Raw genomic sequence first — 15,986 nt, 5'->3', positions numbered from 1 at the left:
ATTACTCCATTTTTAGGACAAGCAGGTGCATCCATGGCCAGATTCATTAAGCCGTTGAGAGCAAGATTCCTGGACCGGGCCAAACATCCTGTCAATCAAGCCCAGGAAGACAGCCCTGGCAACGTGTCCTGGAAGAACCAGGTTTTGACCCCGCACCTGGAAACTAACCTGAAGCAGATTAAAGCCATCCTGGATAAATGCAGCGACGTAATTTACCGGGAGTTTGTTTTTGTCCAGAATGAGCAGATCAGGCTAGCCCTGATCTATACGGACGGTCTGGCAGACAAAGGGCAGGTCAGTGACCAGATCATGCGGGCGCTGGCCCTGGAAGTGGCTATGGCCGTGCCCGGCCAGGAGATTACAAAAGCCCGGGCACTGGAATTCATCAAACAGCGGGGTCTGTGCATACACCAGATCAAGGAAACCGATAAGCTACAGGATATCATCCACGCCATTCTGTCGGGGGATACCGTTTTGCTGGTTGACGGGCACACCTCCGCCATCATCAACGGGGCCAGGGGCTGGGAAGGGCGTAGCATTACCGACCCGGAAGCAGAGCCGACGGTGCGGGGATCGCGGGAGTCTTTTGTCGAGACCTTAAGGGTCAATACATCGCTCATCCGGCGGAGAATAAAAAGCCCCAACTTGAAAATCGAAATCTTAAGGCTTGGCGAGGTTACCAACACCGATGTGGCCATAGCTTATATTGAAGGCATCGCCAACGAAAAGCTGGTGGCAGAAGTGAAAAGCCGGCTGGAGAGAATTAAGGTTGATGCCGTTCTGGAAAGTGGCTACATCGAGGAACTGATCGAGGACAATCCCTTGAGCCCTTTTCCCACGGTTAACCATACCGAAAAGCCGGATAAGGTGGCGGCGATGTTGCTGGAAGGGCGGGTGGCCATTCTGGTGGACGGCACCCCCTTTGCCCTGACCGTACCCAACCTGTTCATCGAATATCTCCACGCCTCCGAGGACTATTACGAGCGGTTCCTATTCGCCTCGGCCGTGCGGCTAATCCGGTTTCTTTCCATGATCATATCGCTTACGCTGCCTGCGCTGTATATTGCCGTGGTCAGCTTTCATCATGAGCTGCTCCCCACTACGCTTTTGCTGAGTGTCGCCGCGCAGCGGGAGGCGGTCCCTTTCCCGGTCTTCATTGAGGTGGTGGTCATGGAAATTACTTTTGAAATCTTAAGGGAAGCCGGGATCCGCCTGCCGCGACCCATAGGCCAGGCGGTAAGCATCGTGGGCGCCCTGGTCATCGGGGAGGCCGCCGTGCGGGCCGGCCTGGTGGCCGCCGCTACCGTCATCGTTGTAGCCTTTACCGGCATTGCCTCCTTTACTTTTTTTTACAGCGCCAGTATTGCCTTTCGCCTCTTGCGGTTCACCATGATGTTATTATCGGCCACCCTGGGCTTATTCGGATTGATCAGCGGGCTGGCGATCATCGGTATCCACCTGTGCACACTGCGCTCCTTCGGGGTTCCCTACCTGTCTCCGGTAGTCCCCACCACCGGCGTCGACCTGAAGGACGTGGCCTTCCGGGCACCGTTGTGGTCCATGTTTTCCCGCCCCCGGTTGATCGCGAGGCAAGATCAAAAAAGGCAGGAACAGGGTTTAAAACCAACCCCTCCGGAAACCCGGCCGAAGAGATAATGGAGCTGATTATATGCTGGAACAGGGCAAAATTGATAGCAAACAGGCCATTTTGTTGATGATCAGCCTGGTTCTCCCCACGGCCATCCTCACCGTTCCTGCCATTACCGTGAAGCACGCCAGACAGGATGCCTGGCTATCAATCATCGTCGCCACAATGGCAGGACTGCTGATCGCCCGGCTGGTAGTGAGCTTGAGCCTCCGTTTCCCGGGAAAAACCCTGTTTGAATACGCGGAGGAAATTCTAGGCAAGGTGCCGGGGAAGATTGTCGGTCTTATGTATATCTGGTGGTTCCTGCACACAAATGCCTTGATCATGGATGAGTTTGGAGCTTTTCTGTGTACCGCTCAAATGCCCGATACCCCGGTCATTGTTTTTTTCATTGTGGGGATTGCTGTGGCGGCCTACGCGATCCGCAACGGACTGGAGGTTTTAAGCCGCTTCAACCAGCTGTTCCTGCCCCTTGTCCTGGGATTGCTGCTTGTCGTTTTCATTTTAGCCACCAAAGAGATGAAGGTGGCCAGGCTGCTGCCGGTTTTTGATAAGGGTGCTATCGCTATTCTAAAAGGGGCCGCCACACCCGCGAGCTGGCTGGGGGAAATTGTTGCCTTTGCCATGATCATTCCTTTTCTTAACAAGCCAAAGGAAGCCCATCGGGTGGCCGCGCTGGCCACTTTGTTTACCGGCTTCTTCCTTTTAGTAAGCATATTGGTGGCAATAACGATTTTTGGCCCCAATGTCACGGGCCACTGGATTTTTCCCACATACAACGCAGTCCGGGCGGTTTCCATCGCCAATTTTCTGGAACGGCTGGATACTATTATTGTGGCGGTGTGGATGTTTGGAGGGTTCGCAAAAGTCGGAGTATTTTACTATGCCGCCGTTCTGGGCAGCGCCCAGTGGCTGGGGCTAAAGGATTACCGGCCCCTGGTGGCACCGGTGGGGGTGATCCTGGCGGCCTTGGCGGTCCTCTGCAAGAACATCGTAGAGCTGCTTGATTTTCTGGCTGCGGTTTGGCCACCCTACGCCTTAAGCGTCTTTGAGGTGGGGATGCCACTGGTATTGCTGATTGTTGCTCTGGCCAGGGGAAAGGGAGGAAAAAGTGTTGGTTAAAAAGATTGCCGTCCTCCTCTTGCTGATACTTCTAACCGGCCTTACGGGCGGCTGCTGGAGCCGCAAGGAAATAACCGAGATAGCCATCGTGCTGGGAACAGGAGTTGACTGGACGGCGGACGGCCGGATCCGGCTGACCGTACAGATCGCCAGGCCCGGTGCTTTTTACGGCGGCGGTGAAGCGGGGAGCAGGGCAAGAGAGCCTGCCAGCTGGGTGGTTTCCGCGGAAGGCAAAACCGTTGAGGAGGCCGAAAGATACCTGGCCATGAAGGTCCCTCGTGAAATCTACTGGGGCCATAGCATTATCCTGATCCTCGGGGAAGAAATGGCCAAAAAGGGAACACGTATGGTTACAAACTTTTTTCAGCGCAACGGGCAACCCCGGGAAAATATGTGGGTGATGGTGGCTAAAGGAGAAGCAAAAGACTTGCTGGAAACCTATTCTAATCTGGAAAAAACCTCGGCGCAGGCCGCCGGCTTTCTGCACAGGATGAGAACCGGTAAATCCGTTCAGGTCAGGGAATTTGCTGAAATGCTGGCCAGTAAAGGGGTACAGCCGGTGGTCACCGCGGTTGAAGAAAAAGAAGCAGGGATTACCCCGGAGCAGGGCCAGGATAAGAAGTCCCCAGCGCATAAACAGGTGGAAATTTCCGGGGTGGCGGTATTTAAGGAGGACAGGCTAATCGGGTGGCTGGACGCTTACGAAACCAGGGGACTGCTCTGGCTGAAGGGTGAGGCTGTGAAGGGAGTAATCACTGTCCCCAGCCCAGGTGAGCCGGATAAAGAGGTCTCCATCCAGATTCGGCGGGGAAGTACGAAGGTCAGACCGGAATACGACGGGAAACACCTGCGGCTTGACGTGCTGGTAAGAGTGGAAGGGGATATGGTGGAACAGCAAAGCCTCGAGGATCTGGCCAAGCCTGAAAAGATCAAAGCCCTGGAAAGCGAAATGGCCGAGGAGGTCAAGAAGAGAGCAGCAGCCGCTCTGGAGAAAGCCCAGTGGGAGTACGGCGTGGACATCTTCGGCTTTGGCGACGCTTTCCACCGGAAGTACAAAAAAGAATGACGTGAATTGAAAGACCGATGGGACGAGGAATTCGCCCGGGCGGAGGTTAACATTGCCGTGGAAGCCTATATCAGGGAAATCGGCCTGCTGACCAGACGGGCCAGTACGCCGGAAGAGTAACTACGGTTAAAAACTCAAATTTCAGGGAGGATGGGAAACGTGATCGCCCTGCTCATCGCATTGTTCATCGGCATTATCCTTTTCGAAGTGCCGGGCCTGGTCAAAAAGAAGATGTGGCGGGAACTGGCAGCCTTCTGGCTGTACCTGTCCATCGGTATGGCCCTAAGCATTCCCCAGGTGCTGGGGGTACAGTTACCAAATCCGACGAAAGCTATCGAGGCCCTGTTTAAACCAGTGTCGGAATTATTAAAATAGGTTGTATGGTACTGGTGTTTAACGTTACCGGCAGTATAATCCATGTTTTTAATATTTACTTGACCGCTAATGTTTATTTTGATACATTTGCAAACGAGGTGATTCAATGATCGATCCCGTAGCCATCCAGATCGGCCCGTTGCAGATACGCTGGTACGGCATCATTATGGCCACGGCCTTTTTAACCGGCATTTTTTTAGCCTTGCGCCGGGCGCAGCAAAACAGGATGGATCCCAATCACATCTTAAATATGGTTACATTGATTATCCCGGCAGCCATCATTGGTGCCCGCCTGTATTACGTTATTTTTGAGTGGTCCAGTTACCAGCACAACCCCCTGGAAGCCCTGGCCATCTGGCACGGCGGGCTTGCCATCCACGGCGGCCTGCTCGGGGGCACCCTGGCGGGGGTGTGGTATGCCCGCCGGCATAAACTATCCGTCCCGTTGCTGGCCGACATTATGGCACCCAGCGTCATCCTGGGCCAGGCCATCGGTCGCTGGGGCAACTTCATCAACCAGGAAGCCCACGGAGGTCCCGTATCCCCGGAGTTTATGGCTTACTTTCCGGACTTTATTCGCCGGCAAATGTTTATCGATGGCCAGTATTACCACCCCACCTTTTTGTATGAATCGCTGTGGAATCTGGCAGTCTTTGCCTTCCTGATGTGGTACTGGCCCAGGAAGCGTTTCACCGGAGAGGTAGCCCTTTTATACCTAGCCCTGTACTCGTTAGGACGCTTCTTTATCGAAGGTTTGCGCACCGACAGCCTGATGCTGGGACCCATCCGGGTGGCTCAGCTGGTCAGCCTGCTCCTGATCGGGCTGGCTGTGACGGGAATATGGTACGGGCGGGCAAAAACCAGGACCAATATCCCCCGAAGCTCCAAACAAAGTACCCGTTCTAAGTAAAGGAACAAAGGCGGACACCACCTTTTGAGGATTTTTAACAAAAAATTAACCCGCTACACATTTCAACTTTAACAATGGTGCTATATACTGGCCGCAAGGACTACATGCGGAGGTTGAATTTATGACACACGATCTTACCATTGAGGAGGCTGCCAAAACCTTGCGAAGCGCCGGTCTGAAGGTTTCCCGTATCAGCGGCACAGGCCAGTTGCGCACGGAATTTCCCAGGGGCTATTACATATCCATAGGCGAACATGTAGCCCGGGAACTGGCAGCCCATATTAAAAGGAACCCCCAAATAGACCCCGACCGTATCAGCGAGTACTTCCAGGCACGTATTTTTTATGGACCGGCCGTGGCCAGTTCCCTGTTGCAGTCTGACGGCACAATAGTTCGCAAACCGGCCTAATCTTTAATTTAAAAACGAAATTTTCTAGACGCAGCCCAGCCTGCCAGGCATTGCTGCGTTTTATTATTCTAAGGCCTCTAACCCTGCTTACCAAGGCAAACTTGCCTCTTTGTCCACTTTATGGTAAGCTCAAGATATGGTGAGAATGGGCACCTTTTGTCACGCCCGGTCGCTTTAACTTGCAAGGAGGGGAACTTGTGGCCAAACCATGGTTGGAGGAGCTTAAATTTGAGCTTTACGGGCTGGCCATCATAACCCTGGCACTGCTCGGCATGGCCAGCTTATTTACCCCGGCGGCAGGAACGGTAGGACACTTTCTTGCCCGGGGTTTGACGGTTACCGCCGGAAGCGGCCGTTACCTGCTGCCCGTAGTCCTGTTTTTTTTCGGCATAAAAGTTATGCGCGAACGAAAGGTTAACGGGATAACCCCCCGTGCCTGGGGCCTGGTAATATTGCTGATCAGCACCCTCACCTTTTTGCACTTATTTATACCGCCGGACCAGTTCTTTCGCGCCGCCTGGCAGGGGCAGGGCGGCGGGTTGGTGGGAGCCGCCTTCAGCTATTTACTGTATCTGTGTTTTGGTGTTGCCGGAAGCTATATCCTGCTGGCCTTTCTCACCATAACCGGCATTGTCCTGCTCACCGGCCAATCCCTGGCCAGGTTTCTGGGCATTACAGATCAAGCCGTGCGCAGCACGGCGCAGCGCCTGGGGAAGCGCTTGACCGACTTTTTCTTTGAAGAGGTGGAAGAAGCGGGCACCCGGAAACAAACCAGTCCCCCTGCCCTTCCCGAAAAAAAGGACAACCTTCCCCTGCCGCAACCAGATGCCCTGGCCGGGGAGACGGAAACACAGGAAGAGAGCACCAAAAACCGCCGGCAGCAAAAGGAACGGCGCAAGCAAAACGCCAGGGAGCAAGACGGAATGGAATTAATGGAGACGGAGGTAGCCCCTTGCGCCCTGGCCGATGGCCGCCCCTACCGGCTGCCCCCCACCGGTCTCCTGGCTAAACCCAGGCCCCGGGATAATTCAATTTTAGAGCGGGAGATTGCCGAAAAAAAACAAATTCTTGAAGAAACCCTGGCCAGTTTTAACATTCAAGCCCGGGTGACCCAGGTATCCGTGGGGCCGGCCATAACCCGGTATGAAATCCAGCCCCCGGCAGGCATTAAGGTCAGCCGCATTGTGGGCCTGGCCGACGACATCGCCCTGGCCATGGCAGCTCCCGGTGTGCGCATTGAAGCGCCCATCCCGGGCAAGGCAGCCGTGGGCATCGAGGTGCCCAACCGGGAAATAGCCACCGTGCAGCTGCGGGAATTGCTGGAAAGCAGGGAGTTCATGGAAAGCCCCTCCCGCCTTACCGTAGTTTTAGGCCGTGATATTGCCGGAGCCCCAGTGATCGCGGACCTGGGTAAAATGCCCCACCTGCTGGTAGCCGGCGCTACCGGTTCGGGAAAAAGTGTGTGCATTAACACGTTAATTGCCAGTATTCTATTCAAGGCTACTCCCGATGAAGTTAAATTTTTAATGATCGATCCCAAGATGGTGGAATTAACTACTTACAACGGCATTCCCCACCTGGTGTCTCCGGTGGTTACCGACGCCAAAAAGGCAGCCGGGGTTTTACGCTGGGCGGTAAAGGAAATGGAGCGGCGTTATGAGCTTTTTGCCCGCACGGGGGTAAGGGATATTAAACGTTACAATGATCTATTCCGGACGGCCGGGGAAAACCCGGCAACAGATGCCGCCCCACCCCCAGACGAAACTGCAACGGCCACAACGACACAGCCGGAAGGCCCCTTGCCCTTTGTGGTGATCATTATTGATGAGCTGGCCGACCTGATGATGGTCGCCCCGGCCGACGTGGAGGATTCCATTTGCCGGCTGGCCCAAATGGCCCGGGCGGCGGGGCTCCACCTGGTTGTAGCCACCCAGCGTCCCTCGGTGGACGTGATCACCGGCTTAATCAAGGCCAATATTCCCTCCCGCATTTCCTTTGCCGTCTCCTCCCAGATGGATTCCCGGACCATCCTGGATATGGGAGGGGCAGAAAAACTGCTGGGCAAAGGAGACATGCTTTTCTTCCCGGTAGGCGCACCGAAACCCATGCGCGTGCAGGGAGCCTACCTGTCGGATGAGGAGGTGGAAAACCTTACGTCCTTCCTGAGAGAACAGGCTCAACCGGTATATGACCAGCGGGTAATGGAAGAACCGCCGGTGGAAGAGGAAGAGGCAAGGGTGGAGGAAGAAGATGAACTGCTTCCCCAGGCAGTAAAAATACTTATTGAAAACGGCAATGCGTCCATTTCCATGCTCCAAAGAAGGCTGCATATTGGTTATGCCCGGGCTGCCCGGTTGATCGACATTATGGAGCGGCGGGGCATCGTGGGCAAATTTGAGGGCAGCAAGCCCCGGGCCATTTTAATGACCATGGAGCAATATCAACAAATGTTCGGTCGCACTGGTTGACTTCTAATGCTGCCGGTGATACATTTTTAGTAACGGTAAAAACCTGAGCACGACAGTGGAAAACGCGGTAAAAACGCCATAGAGGTTGGAAGAAAACATAAGGGGGCGGGATTTTATGGTTGACTGGACGGCATTTTATGCAGGTATGGCTATAATTCTTGGCGTGGGCGTTTTGGCGGCTATATTTGCCGGGCCAATCAGTCGGATAATGGAAAAGGTTGAAGAAAAAGCCAGCGGGCATCACAGTCATTAAACAATAATAAAGCATCAGGAAGCGGCCGTTGTATCCCGTGTATGTTAGCGAGGGGAACTCCGGCCGTTTTATCATTTTTTATCATTTTAGATAGCCGGGGAAGGACAGGCTGTTTTTTCTATTCCACCCGTTTGCTCACCCGGAATGCGCAGCCAGGCAGGATTGCGGGTGACAAAGCATAAGTTTCAGTGGTATACTTAGATAAAGGCAGCAATGACAGGAAGTGGGGTATGACAGGTGCAAGTAATCAGGAAATCCATGCGAAAAGTCCCGGTTCTGGTTTTAAGCTTTTTCATTCTGTTGCTGTTTGCATCCAGCTGTACCTGGTCCAGGCAACCGGCACCGGCAAATCATTCGCCGGACCCCACCCCGCCCCAGTCCCTATTCCTGGCCGTGTATTATGTAAAATCTACGGGCCAGGAAAGCTATTTGGTGCGGGAAGTCCACCAGATAACCCCGACGAAAGATCCGGTCCTGGCAGCTGTACGGGAATTAATTTCCGGTGAGCCCTCTACCCCGGGAGCCATGCGTATTTTCCCCCCCGACACCAAAGTCCTGGGTGTAACGGTAAAGGACGGTCTGGCTACAGTTAACTTCTCCAGGGAGGTACTGGAACACCCCAGTGCAGGTGCCGAAGGGGAAGCCCTGGGCATCCAAAGCGTGGTCAACACTTTAACCGAGTTCCCGGAAATCCGCCAGGTATCGTTCCAGGTGGAAGGCAAGGTAGATGAGCGCACCCGGGACTGGTGGGGCCATGTGGGGTTATATGATCAGCCCTTCCGCAGGGATTTGTCCAGGGTTTACGAGCCGGCCATTTGGGTCACCCACCCCACACCGGATCAGGTAATAGGTGTGCCGCTGCTGGTCAAAGGCAGCGCCAGAGTTTTCGAAGGAACTGTCAACGCCAGGCTACTGGACAGCCAGGGCAACGTTTTAGTCAGCGCACATACCACCGCCACCAGGGGTGCTCCCGGGCGGGGAGACTTTGAAATGCGGCTGAACTTTAAACCCCCGCAGGACGGGAAAGGTATCCTGGAAGTGTACTCGATCAGCGCCAGGGACGGCAGCGTCGAAAACAAGGTAACCATACCCGTGCGCTGGCCGTAAAGTATCCTTGCGGGTAAATGGTACCTTGAGGATAGATAAAGGGCTAAACAAGAAAGAAAGCGAGGTGGCAAGATGACCAAAGAAAAAAACAAACCCGGTACCGTTGAAACAGCCCAGGGGGAATCCATAGAACACCTCAGGAAACGGGTAAAAAGGGAGTTGCTCTGGGTTTTAACCAGCAGTGTCGTTGCTTTCGGGCTGGGCCTTATAGCCGGAAATTTCATCAAGTTCTAATATTAATCAGCCAGAGGAGCACGGCAAAAGCAATAAGCGTCAGACGCAGGACACTTACCGCCCTGCCGGCCACCATTTTTTTCATCTTTAACCATTCCGCCAAAGCGCAGGGTAGCACCAGGACTCCAAAAATAAACCGGGCTACCGGGGCAAAAGCGGGATAACCGAGGGTAAAAACCCACAGAATCAGCGCCCAGGCGAGAATGGCCAGGGCAAGCTTTGAAGGGCCGGGCAAATTACGGAAGGACACTGACTCCACCTCTTTTCCATCTATAGTTACTTAGATTCCCCCTTTCCCCGGAATTTCCTTCTCCTTTTTACCCGCCCCGGCATATCCTGAAAAGAAAAAGGAGGGCGGGAATTGCAAGTGTCATTGAGAGTGGTTCGTGTCCAAAACAGGGCACAATTTTCTTCCTTCCTCGGGTTGGCGGAATTGATTTACGGCCGGGATAGCCAGGTAGCCCTGGTCAACCGGCGGGAAACGGTTCTCCTGTTGGACCCCCGGGCCAACCCGGCGCTACGGCATGTTCGCCTGGCCCTTTTTTTGGCCCTGCAAGACGACATACCCGTGGGTCGGGTAGCCTGTGCAGTGGATGAACACTGCCGGGAAGAAAACACGGGCTTTTTTGGTGCTTTTGAAGCAGTCCGGGATGAACAAATAACCCGGGCTCTACTGGAAGCGGCAGGGAAATGGCTCCGGGAAGAGAAATGCCAGAGAATGATCGGTCCCGCAATGGTAAACACCAACCAGCGGGTGGGCGTTTTAATTGATGGTTTTTCCGCTCCCCCGGCCTTCGTCCTTCCTCACAATCCCCCCTATTACCGGGAACTTTTCGAAAACTGCGGATATCAAAAACTGGCAGATCTGCTGGCCTTTGAATGGCTGGCTAAAGAAGCTTTACCGGAGGGAATAAAACGGGCAGCCTGCCGGGCCAGGCGTTACGCGGGAACGGTTGTACGTCCTTTAAATCCTGGTTTGCCCTTAAACCGGGAGGTGGAAGCGGTACATTATATCCTGAACCGCTCCATGGAACAGAACTGGGGCTATATTCCCCTGACCCGCACCGAAGTCTTAGCCATTTTAACTCACTACCAAAGGGTGGCGGATCCCCGCTTGCTTCTGCTGGCCCGGGTAGACCACCACCCGGCGGGAATTTGCTTCTGCATACCCCAACCGGAAGGGCCGGAAGGAAAACCTGCCTTTAGACTGGCCCTTTTGGCTGTGGTCCCTGAATTCCGGCACAGGGGAATAGATGCCCTGCTCCTGGAAACCTGTTATGCCGCCCTGCCACCCCGCAGCCGGATAGAAATGTCCCAGATCCACGAGGATAACACAGTGGTACTGAAAATGGTGAAAAGGATAACCCCGCATCCACCGGTGAGACGTTACCGGGTATACCAGCGGAACATCCCCTGAGAAAAAAAGTTCCCACTGGTTAGAAGTGGGAAACGGGAAGAAGGAGGTATATGGTTTTTCATGCGTGCTTTCTATATTGTGACATAAGCTGACTTTTTTTTCTGTCATCCCAGCGACTATTTTTTTGTCTTATCGGCGACAGACAACCAGAAGAGAAACAATGGAGCTGGATTACACAGTTACAGTTCCCGTATTTTTACACCCCGGGCCAGTTCTTCCCCTTCCAAATTATACAGGGCATCCAGCAGGGCGACCTGAAAGCTCGCCGGCCCGCGGCTGGTGGCAGCAGCATGCTCTGCGGCCAGGCCGTAATAGGCGAGGGCTGCCGCACCGGCCGCTACGCCGTCAGCTTCCACCGCCCGGAAAGCAGCAATGACACTGGTGGCAGAGCAGCCCGTACCTGTCACTGCAGTGAGCATGGCATGTCCGTTGTCCACCGCAATCAATCGCTCTCCGTCGCTGATGTAATCGGTGGCTCCCGTTACCACAACCACGGTGCTCAAATCCCGCGCTACCTGCCTGGCCATTTGACCGGCGGGTACGGAAATTTCTCCCGCATCCACACCTTTAGTCTGCCCGCCGAAACCACTGACGGCAGCTATTTCCGAAGCGTTGCCGCGTAAAATGTCGATATGTAATTCCCTGATAATCCTCTGCGCAGTCGCTGTGCGAAAAGGCGTAGCCCCCGCCCCTACAGGATCGAAAATAACAGGAATACCGGCTGCATTGGCCGCCTGGCCAGCCAGCAGCATTGCTTCCACTTCATCTGCCGTGAGCGTCCCCATATTTAACACCACGGCCCGGGCTAAGCGAGACATATCAGCCACTTCTTCCCGGGCATAAGCCATCACCGGTGAAGCCCCAACGGCCAGGGTAACGTTGGCAGTCAGATTGGTCACAACTAAATTGGTGATATGGTGTATTAACGGGCGCTCCTTGAGCACCTTTTGCCGCAAAGCAATTACCTGTTTTCCCCAGTTCACAGCGTTATCCCTCCGGAATACCTGTTAATGTTTAATCAATTATTAAAAAACCTACCCGGTAAGTTTTTACCGGGCAGTTCTATAGGGAAGACTTGTGGATTTTTTCGCCACCAAATTGAAAATTCCTGCAGGGGATGTAATTACTTAGGGAGGTTCGAATTCCACGAGAACCGTGGTTCCCGGAGCCACGCGGCTGCCCGCTTCCGGACGTTGCCGGACGGCCACACCGCTGCCCGAGGCTTTGAATCTTAAGCCCAACTCCTCCAGGATTGAGCCCGCCTTTTTTACCGTAAGCCCGGACAGGTCGGGAACAACCAGCTGTTCCGGAGGCTGGCCGGTAGCAATTTTTAAACTCACCGTAGTGCCCGGGGGAACGCGTTTGCCCGCCGGCGGCTCCTGGCCGGTCACCAGGCCGGTTTTTCCGGGAGACCAGGGCCGCAATCCCCGCTCCTGCAGTAGCCAGCTGGCGTCGGCCACCGGAAAGCCGACCACATTGGGTACGACAACCAGATCACCCTGCTCCTGGGGAGCATGCTGGCTCTTCCGGCCGGGGTCTTCAGGGACCCCCAGGTAGCGCAAAGTATCCCGAACTACGGCGCCAAAGGCCGGAGCGGCCACCTCACCCCCATGATATTCCTGCCCCCGGGGTTCACCAACCACCACCAGGGCGGCAATGCGGGGATTATCGGCAGGGGCGAAACCGGCAAAGGAGGCCACATACTTCCCCTCCATATAACCGCCCGGACCAGGTACCTGGGCGGTACCTGTTTTCCCCGCTACCCTGTAGCCTTCCACCAGGGCCCGCTTACCGGTTCCTTCAAGAACCACCTTTTCTAATAACCCGGCAAGTTGCCGGGCGGTATCCCTGGAGATAACCTGCCGGATCACCCGGGGAGGTATTTCACGGATAGTTTTTCCCGACGCATCCTCCACAGCCCTGACTACATGGGGCTGCATGAGATAACCACCGTTGGCTATGGCAGAAACGGCAGTTAAAAGCTGGATGGGCGTAACCGCAATGGATTGTCCGATGGTCATAGTAGCTACGTCCAGCTCCGATGCCCTTTGTTCAGGCAATACCACTCCCGATTCCTCGCCGGGCAAATCAATGCCCGTGGGGGTTCCAAAACCAAAACCCCGGACATATTTATAAAACCTCTCCTTGCCCAGTTTTAACCCTACCTGGACGAAAACCGGGTTACAGGAATTTCCCACGGCCTGGCCAAAAGACTGCAGCCCGTGCCCCTGGCGATCCCAGCAGTAAATGCGCCGCCCATTAACCACGGCATAACCCGGATCATTAAACCAGTCTGTGGGCCGCACCACACCCTCCTCCAGGGCTGCCGCCGCGGTAATCATCTTGAAGGTTGAGCCGGGTTCATAGGTATAGAGGGTGACCGGATTCTTTTCCCAAACTTCCCGGGGGAACTTCTGCCACCGGGAGGGGTCAAAGGTGGGCCGGCTGCCCATGGCCAGAATCTCTCCCGTTTGGGGGTCCATAACCAGAATGGCCGCCCACTTCGGCTGGTAAGCAGAAATAATCCTGTCCAGTTCCCGCTCCACATAGTACTGGATGGTCTGATCCAGGGTAAGTACCAGGTTGTTTCCCGCTTCCGAAGGCTGTACCACTACCTCGCTCTGGGGGATCTGCCGACCCTGGGCGTCAATTTCCAGCACCATTTTTCCCGGCGTCCCCCGCAATTCCGCGTCATAACTTTTCTCCAGGCCATTAAGGCCCTGGTTATCATCCCCCACAAAGCCCAGCAGGGCCGCGGCGAGGTTACCCTGCTTGTAAAAACGGGTACTGGACTCGATAAAACCAAGGCCGCTGATTCCCTGCAGCTTCCTGGCCCGGTCGAATTCCACCCCGTGTTCCAGCCAGACAAATGGCCCCCGGCCGGCCAGTTTTTTATACACTTCGTCCCGCCGGATACCCAAAATGGCCGCAACCTTATCCGCTGTGCTCCCAGGATCCTTTATCTGATCAGGATGGGCATAAATGGAATAAGCAGGAACGCTGGTAACCAGGAGGTTACGATGGCGGTCGTAGATGTTGCCCCGGTTAGGTTGCAGGATAATGTCCCTGGTACGAATCTCGGTTGCTTCCTGGCGCAATTGCCCTCCCCATACTATCTGAACCAGGAACAGGCGTGCGATCAGGTAGCTAAAGGCCAGCAGCACTATCAGGAGGAGAATGCCCAGGCGTCGGGAAAAGGAAGTTTTAGGAGGAGCCACTTCTACAGTGCCCCCTTCTCCAGGTGACTGCAATCGTTAAAGAGGGTCAAGATCCCCTTCTCCCAGGAAGAAAACTCAAGGATAGAAAGGCAGGCATTATTCACTCCCAGGCGCCAGTATTGATTCAAATCCATTCCTAAAACCGTACCCACCAGCGTACGAATACAGCCTCCATGGCAGACAACCACTACCTGGCCGGTGGGGTGTCTTTCCACTATCTCCCGCACCGCCCGCGTCACCCTCTCCACCACCTCCGCAAGGGTTTCCCCCCCGGGAATGCGCGTGTACAAAGGGTCATGCCACCACTGTTGCAGCTCCCGGGCGTAGCGGGCTTTAATTTCCTCCACCGTCAGTCCTTCCCAGGCACCGAAATTAATTTCCCGCAGGGCCCTTAGGGCCATGACGGGCAAGCCGTGAGGTTCCGCCAGAATGCGGGCCGTGTTCAATGCCCGCTGGAGGTCGCTGGAGTAAAAAGCACTGAAATTTTCCCCGCGCAAACGCCTGGCCAGTGCCCGGGCCTGTTCCAATCCGCGCGGGGAAAGGGCGATGTCGCTGTGACCCTGAAATCTAAACTCTGCGTTCCAGATTGTTTCGCCGTGCCTGACCAGATAAATGCGACAGCTCATGATAATTTCTCTCCCCTAAAGCACCTCGCGCAGTGCTTCCAGAAGGCGCAGGTTTTCCTCCCGCCTTCTTACAGCAATTCGAATGTATCCCTCCGACAGGCCGGGAAAGTTGGCACAGTTACGCACCAGGATGCCCCGGCATCCCAGCCGGCGGACCAGTTCCCCCGCCGCATATTTAGTGCCAGTTATATCCACCAGCAAGAAATTGGCCGCCCCAGGGAAAGGACGCAGGCCGGGCAGAGAGGAAAGCTCCCGGAACAGAAAATCCCGCTCCCGGGCGACCATATCCCGGGCAGCTTCAATATATTCTTTTTCTTGCAATCCGGCCACTCCGGCCACCTGGGCCAGAGCATTGACGCTCCAGGGGTCCCTCGCCCCCTCCAGGGCCTCAACCACGTTGGGCTGTGCCGCCAGCACTCCCAGACGCAAACCGGGAATGGCCAGAATCTTGGTTAAAGAATAAAGCAGGATTAAGCTTGTGTTCCGGCCGGTCAAGGAAAGCAAAGTATGACTTTGTGGATCTACCACAAAGTCCATAAAAGCCTCATCAACAATCACCATAACCTTATATGCGGCGGCCGCTTCCAGCAAAGCCTCCAGTTCCCGGCGGGGAATAAGCCCCCCGGTAGGGTTATTGGGATTACATAAAAAAAGAGCATCCACCCCCGGCAGTCGCCTTAACACTTCCTCCAGGGGGAAAGGAAAACCCAGGGACGGATCCAAAAAAATATAATTGACTTCCCCCCCGGCCGCCTTTACGGCCAGGGCATATTCGCTAAAGGTCGGAGCTGGAATGAGCACCCGGCGGAAGGAAAGAACCCGGGCCAGCAGGTAAATTAACTCGCTAGCACCGTTCCCCACCAGAAGGCACCGGGTATCCACACCAAGGTGCCCCGCCAGGGTACTTTTTAACTCCCGGCAATCGGGATCCGGGTAATGGCAGATTTGCCACAGGTTGGCCTTAATGGCTTCCAGGACTGACGGGCAGGGACCGAGGGGATTGATATTGGCACTGAAATCCAGAAAATCCCGCGGCCCAAGCCCATATTCCATGGCCGCCCGTACCAGATTGCCGCCGTGGGGAGGAACGGACTGGTAATCCCTTTCTATTTTATCATCAAGGCCCATTATTT

The 15,986-nt window shown here is 54.9% G+C and carries 16 protein-coding genes; 11 read left to right on the top strand and 5 right to left on the bottom strand.

The window, feature by feature from the left end; all coding sequences use genetic code 11:
* Window positions 1–33: 33 nt before the first annotated feature.
* The 10 genes from D7024_RS05655 (at window position 34) to D7024_RS14755 (ending at window position 9,592) form a co-directional block, all read left to right on the top strand.
* Window positions 34–1,656, top strand: coding sequence for a spore germination protein (locus tag D7024_RS05655; RefSeq protein WP_121450917.1), 1,623 nt, complete (start codon window positions 34–36; stop codon window positions 1,654–1,656).
* A gap of 13 nt (window positions 1,657–1,669) precedes the next feature.
* Entirely contained in the window at window positions 1,670–2,770 is a 1,101-nt protein-coding gene (locus D7024_RS05650; RefSeq protein WP_121450916.1) for a GerAB/ArcD/ProY family transporter, read from the top strand.
* Window positions 2,763–3,836 carry a Ger(x)C family spore germination protein gene (locus D7024_RS05645; RefSeq protein WP_165859289.1) on the top strand — a complete coding sequence of 358 codons (1,074 nt, stop codon included), beginning with the start codon at window positions 2,763–2,765 and terminating at the stop codon, window positions 3,834–3,836. The genes D7024_RS05650 and D7024_RS05645 overlap by 8 nt, the downstream gene beginning before the upstream one ends.
* A gap of 150 nt (window positions 3,837–3,986) precedes the next feature.
* Complete coding sequence (locus D7024_RS05640) at window positions 3,987–4,211, top strand: hypothetical protein (protein WP_341466949.1); 225 nt, start codon at window positions 3,987–3,989, stop codon at window positions 4,209–4,211.
* Between the two features lie 106 nt (window positions 4,212–4,317).
* Complete coding sequence (lgt, locus tag D7024_RS05635; RefSeq protein ID WP_121450913.1) at window positions 4,318–5,121, top strand: prolipoprotein diacylglyceryl transferase; 804 nt, start codon at window positions 4,318–4,320, stop codon at window positions 5,119–5,121.
* A 121-nt stretch (window positions 5,122–5,242) separates the two neighbouring features.
* Window positions 5,243–5,530 (top strand): hypothetical protein, encoded by a 288-nt coding sequence (locus D7024_RS05630; protein ID WP_121450912.1) that lies wholly within the window; start codon window positions 5,243–5,245, stop codon window positions 5,528–5,530.
* Between the two features lie 197 nt (window positions 5,531–5,727).
* Window positions 5,728–7,998 carry an FtsK/SpoIIIE family DNA translocase gene (locus D7024_RS05625; protein WP_121450911.1) on the top strand — a complete coding sequence of 757 codons (2,271 nt, stop codon included), beginning with the start codon at window positions 5,728–5,730 and terminating at the stop codon, window positions 7,996–7,998.
* Window positions 7,999–8,113: 115 nt separating this feature from the next.
* Complete coding sequence (locus D7024_RS14760; RefSeq protein WP_165859288.1) at window positions 8,114–8,251, top strand: hypothetical protein; 138 nt, start codon at window positions 8,114–8,116, stop codon at window positions 8,249–8,251.
* 237 nt (window positions 8,252–8,488) lie between these two features.
* Window positions 8,489–9,358, top strand: coding sequence for a Gmad2 immunoglobulin-like domain-containing protein (locus D7024_RS05620; protein ID WP_243113706.1), 870 nt, complete (start codon window positions 8,489–8,491; stop codon window positions 9,356–9,358).
* A 72-nt stretch (window positions 9,359–9,430) separates the two neighbouring features.
* Window positions 9,431–9,592 (top strand): hypothetical protein, encoded by a 162-nt coding sequence (locus D7024_RS14755; protein ID WP_165859287.1) that lies wholly within the window; start codon window positions 9,431–9,433, stop codon window positions 9,590–9,592.
* Here the strand turns inward: D7024_RS14755 and D7024_RS05615 are convergent.
* Window positions 9,582–9,842, bottom strand: a complete 261-nt coding sequence (locus D7024_RS05615; protein ID WP_121450910.1) for a hypothetical protein — start codon at window positions 9,840–9,842, stop codon at window positions 9,582–9,584. The genes D7024_RS14755 and D7024_RS05615 overlap by 11 nt on opposite strands.
* Window positions 9,843–9,953: 111 nt before the next feature.
* Between D7024_RS05615 and D7024_RS05610 the strand changes: the two genes are divergently transcribed.
* The gene (locus tag D7024_RS05610; RefSeq protein WP_121450909.1) at window positions 9,954–11,009 is read left to right on the top strand and encodes a GNAT family N-acetyltransferase; all 1,056 of its coding nucleotides are present in this window, start codon (window positions 9,954–9,956) and stop codon (window positions 11,007–11,009) included.
* Window positions 11,010–11,188: 179 nt separating this feature from the next.
* On the opposite strand, the gene thiM is transcribed toward D7024_RS05610, so the two are convergent.
* From thiM to cobD, 4 genes are all read right to left on the bottom strand, one after another.
* Window positions 11,189–11,992, bottom strand: coding sequence for a hydroxyethylthiazole kinase (gene thiM / locus D7024_RS05605; RefSeq protein WP_121450908.1), 804 nt, complete (start codon window positions 11,990–11,992; stop codon window positions 11,189–11,191).
* A gap of 144 nt (window positions 11,993–12,136) precedes the next feature.
* Complete coding sequence (locus tag D7024_RS05600) at window positions 12,137–14,227, bottom strand: penicillin-binding transpeptidase domain-containing protein (RefSeq protein ID WP_121450907.1); 2,091 nt, start codon at window positions 14,225–14,227, stop codon at window positions 12,137–12,139.
* A 2-nt stretch (window positions 14,228–14,229) separates the two neighbouring features.
* Window positions 14,230–14,853 carry an alpha-ribazole phosphatase gene (gene cobC / locus D7024_RS05595; RefSeq protein WP_121450906.1) on the bottom strand — a complete coding sequence of 208 codons (624 nt, stop codon included), beginning with the start codon at window positions 14,851–14,853 and terminating at the stop codon, window positions 14,230–14,232.
* 15 nt (window positions 14,854–14,868) lie between these two features.
* Window positions 14,869–15,981 carry a threonine-phosphate decarboxylase CobD gene (gene cobD / locus D7024_RS05590; RefSeq protein WP_243113705.1) on the bottom strand — a complete coding sequence of 371 codons (1,113 nt, stop codon included), beginning with the start codon at window positions 15,979–15,981 and terminating at the stop codon, window positions 14,869–14,871.
* Between the last annotated feature and the right edge of the window lie 5 nt (window positions 15,982–15,986).

The organism is Desulfofundulus salinus, assembly GCF_003627965.1.
GTDB lineage: Bacteria > Bacillota > Desulfotomaculia > Desulfotomaculales > Desulfovirgulaceae > Desulfofundulus > Desulfofundulus salinus.
The sequence above is the reverse complement of the archived record's forward strand: the minus strand, read 5'-3'. Positions and strand labels throughout refer to the sequence as shown.

Excerpts from the sequence above, each read along its gene's own strand:
- D7024_RS05655 (WP_121450917.1), top strand. The coding sequence starts at position 34 with ATGGCCAGATTCATTAAGCCGTTGAGAGCAAGATTCCTGGACCGGGCC.
- D7024_RS05650 (WP_121450916.1), top strand. The coding sequence starts at position 1,670 with ATGCTGGAACAGGGCAAAATTGATAGCAAACAGGCCATTTTGTTGATG.
- D7024_RS05640 (WP_341466949.1), top strand. The coding sequence starts at position 3,987 with ATGGGAAACGTGATCGCCCTGCTCATCGCATTGTTCATCGGCATTATC.
- lgt (WP_121450913.1), top strand. The coding sequence starts at position 4,318 with ATGATCGATCCCGTAGCCATCCAGATCGGCCCGTTGCAGATACGCTGG.
- D7024_RS05630 (WP_121450912.1), top strand. The coding sequence starts at position 5,243 with ATGACACACGATCTTACCATTGAGGAGGCTGCCAAAACCTTGCGAAGC.
- D7024_RS14760 (WP_165859288.1), top strand. The coding sequence starts at position 8,114 with ATGGTTGACTGGACGGCATTTTATGCAGGTATGGCTATAATTCTTGGC.
- D7024_RS14755 (WP_165859287.1), top strand. The coding sequence starts at position 9,431 with ATGACCAAAGAAAAAAACAAACCCGGTACCGTTGAAACAGCCCAGGGG.
- cobC (WP_121450906.1), bottom strand. The coding sequence starts at position 14,853 with ATGAGCTGTCGCATTTATCTGGTCAGGCACGGCGAAACAATCTGGAAC.
- cobD (WP_243113705.1), bottom strand. The coding sequence starts at position 15,981 with ATGGGCCTTGATGATAAAATAGAAAGGGATTACCAGTCCGTTCCTCCC.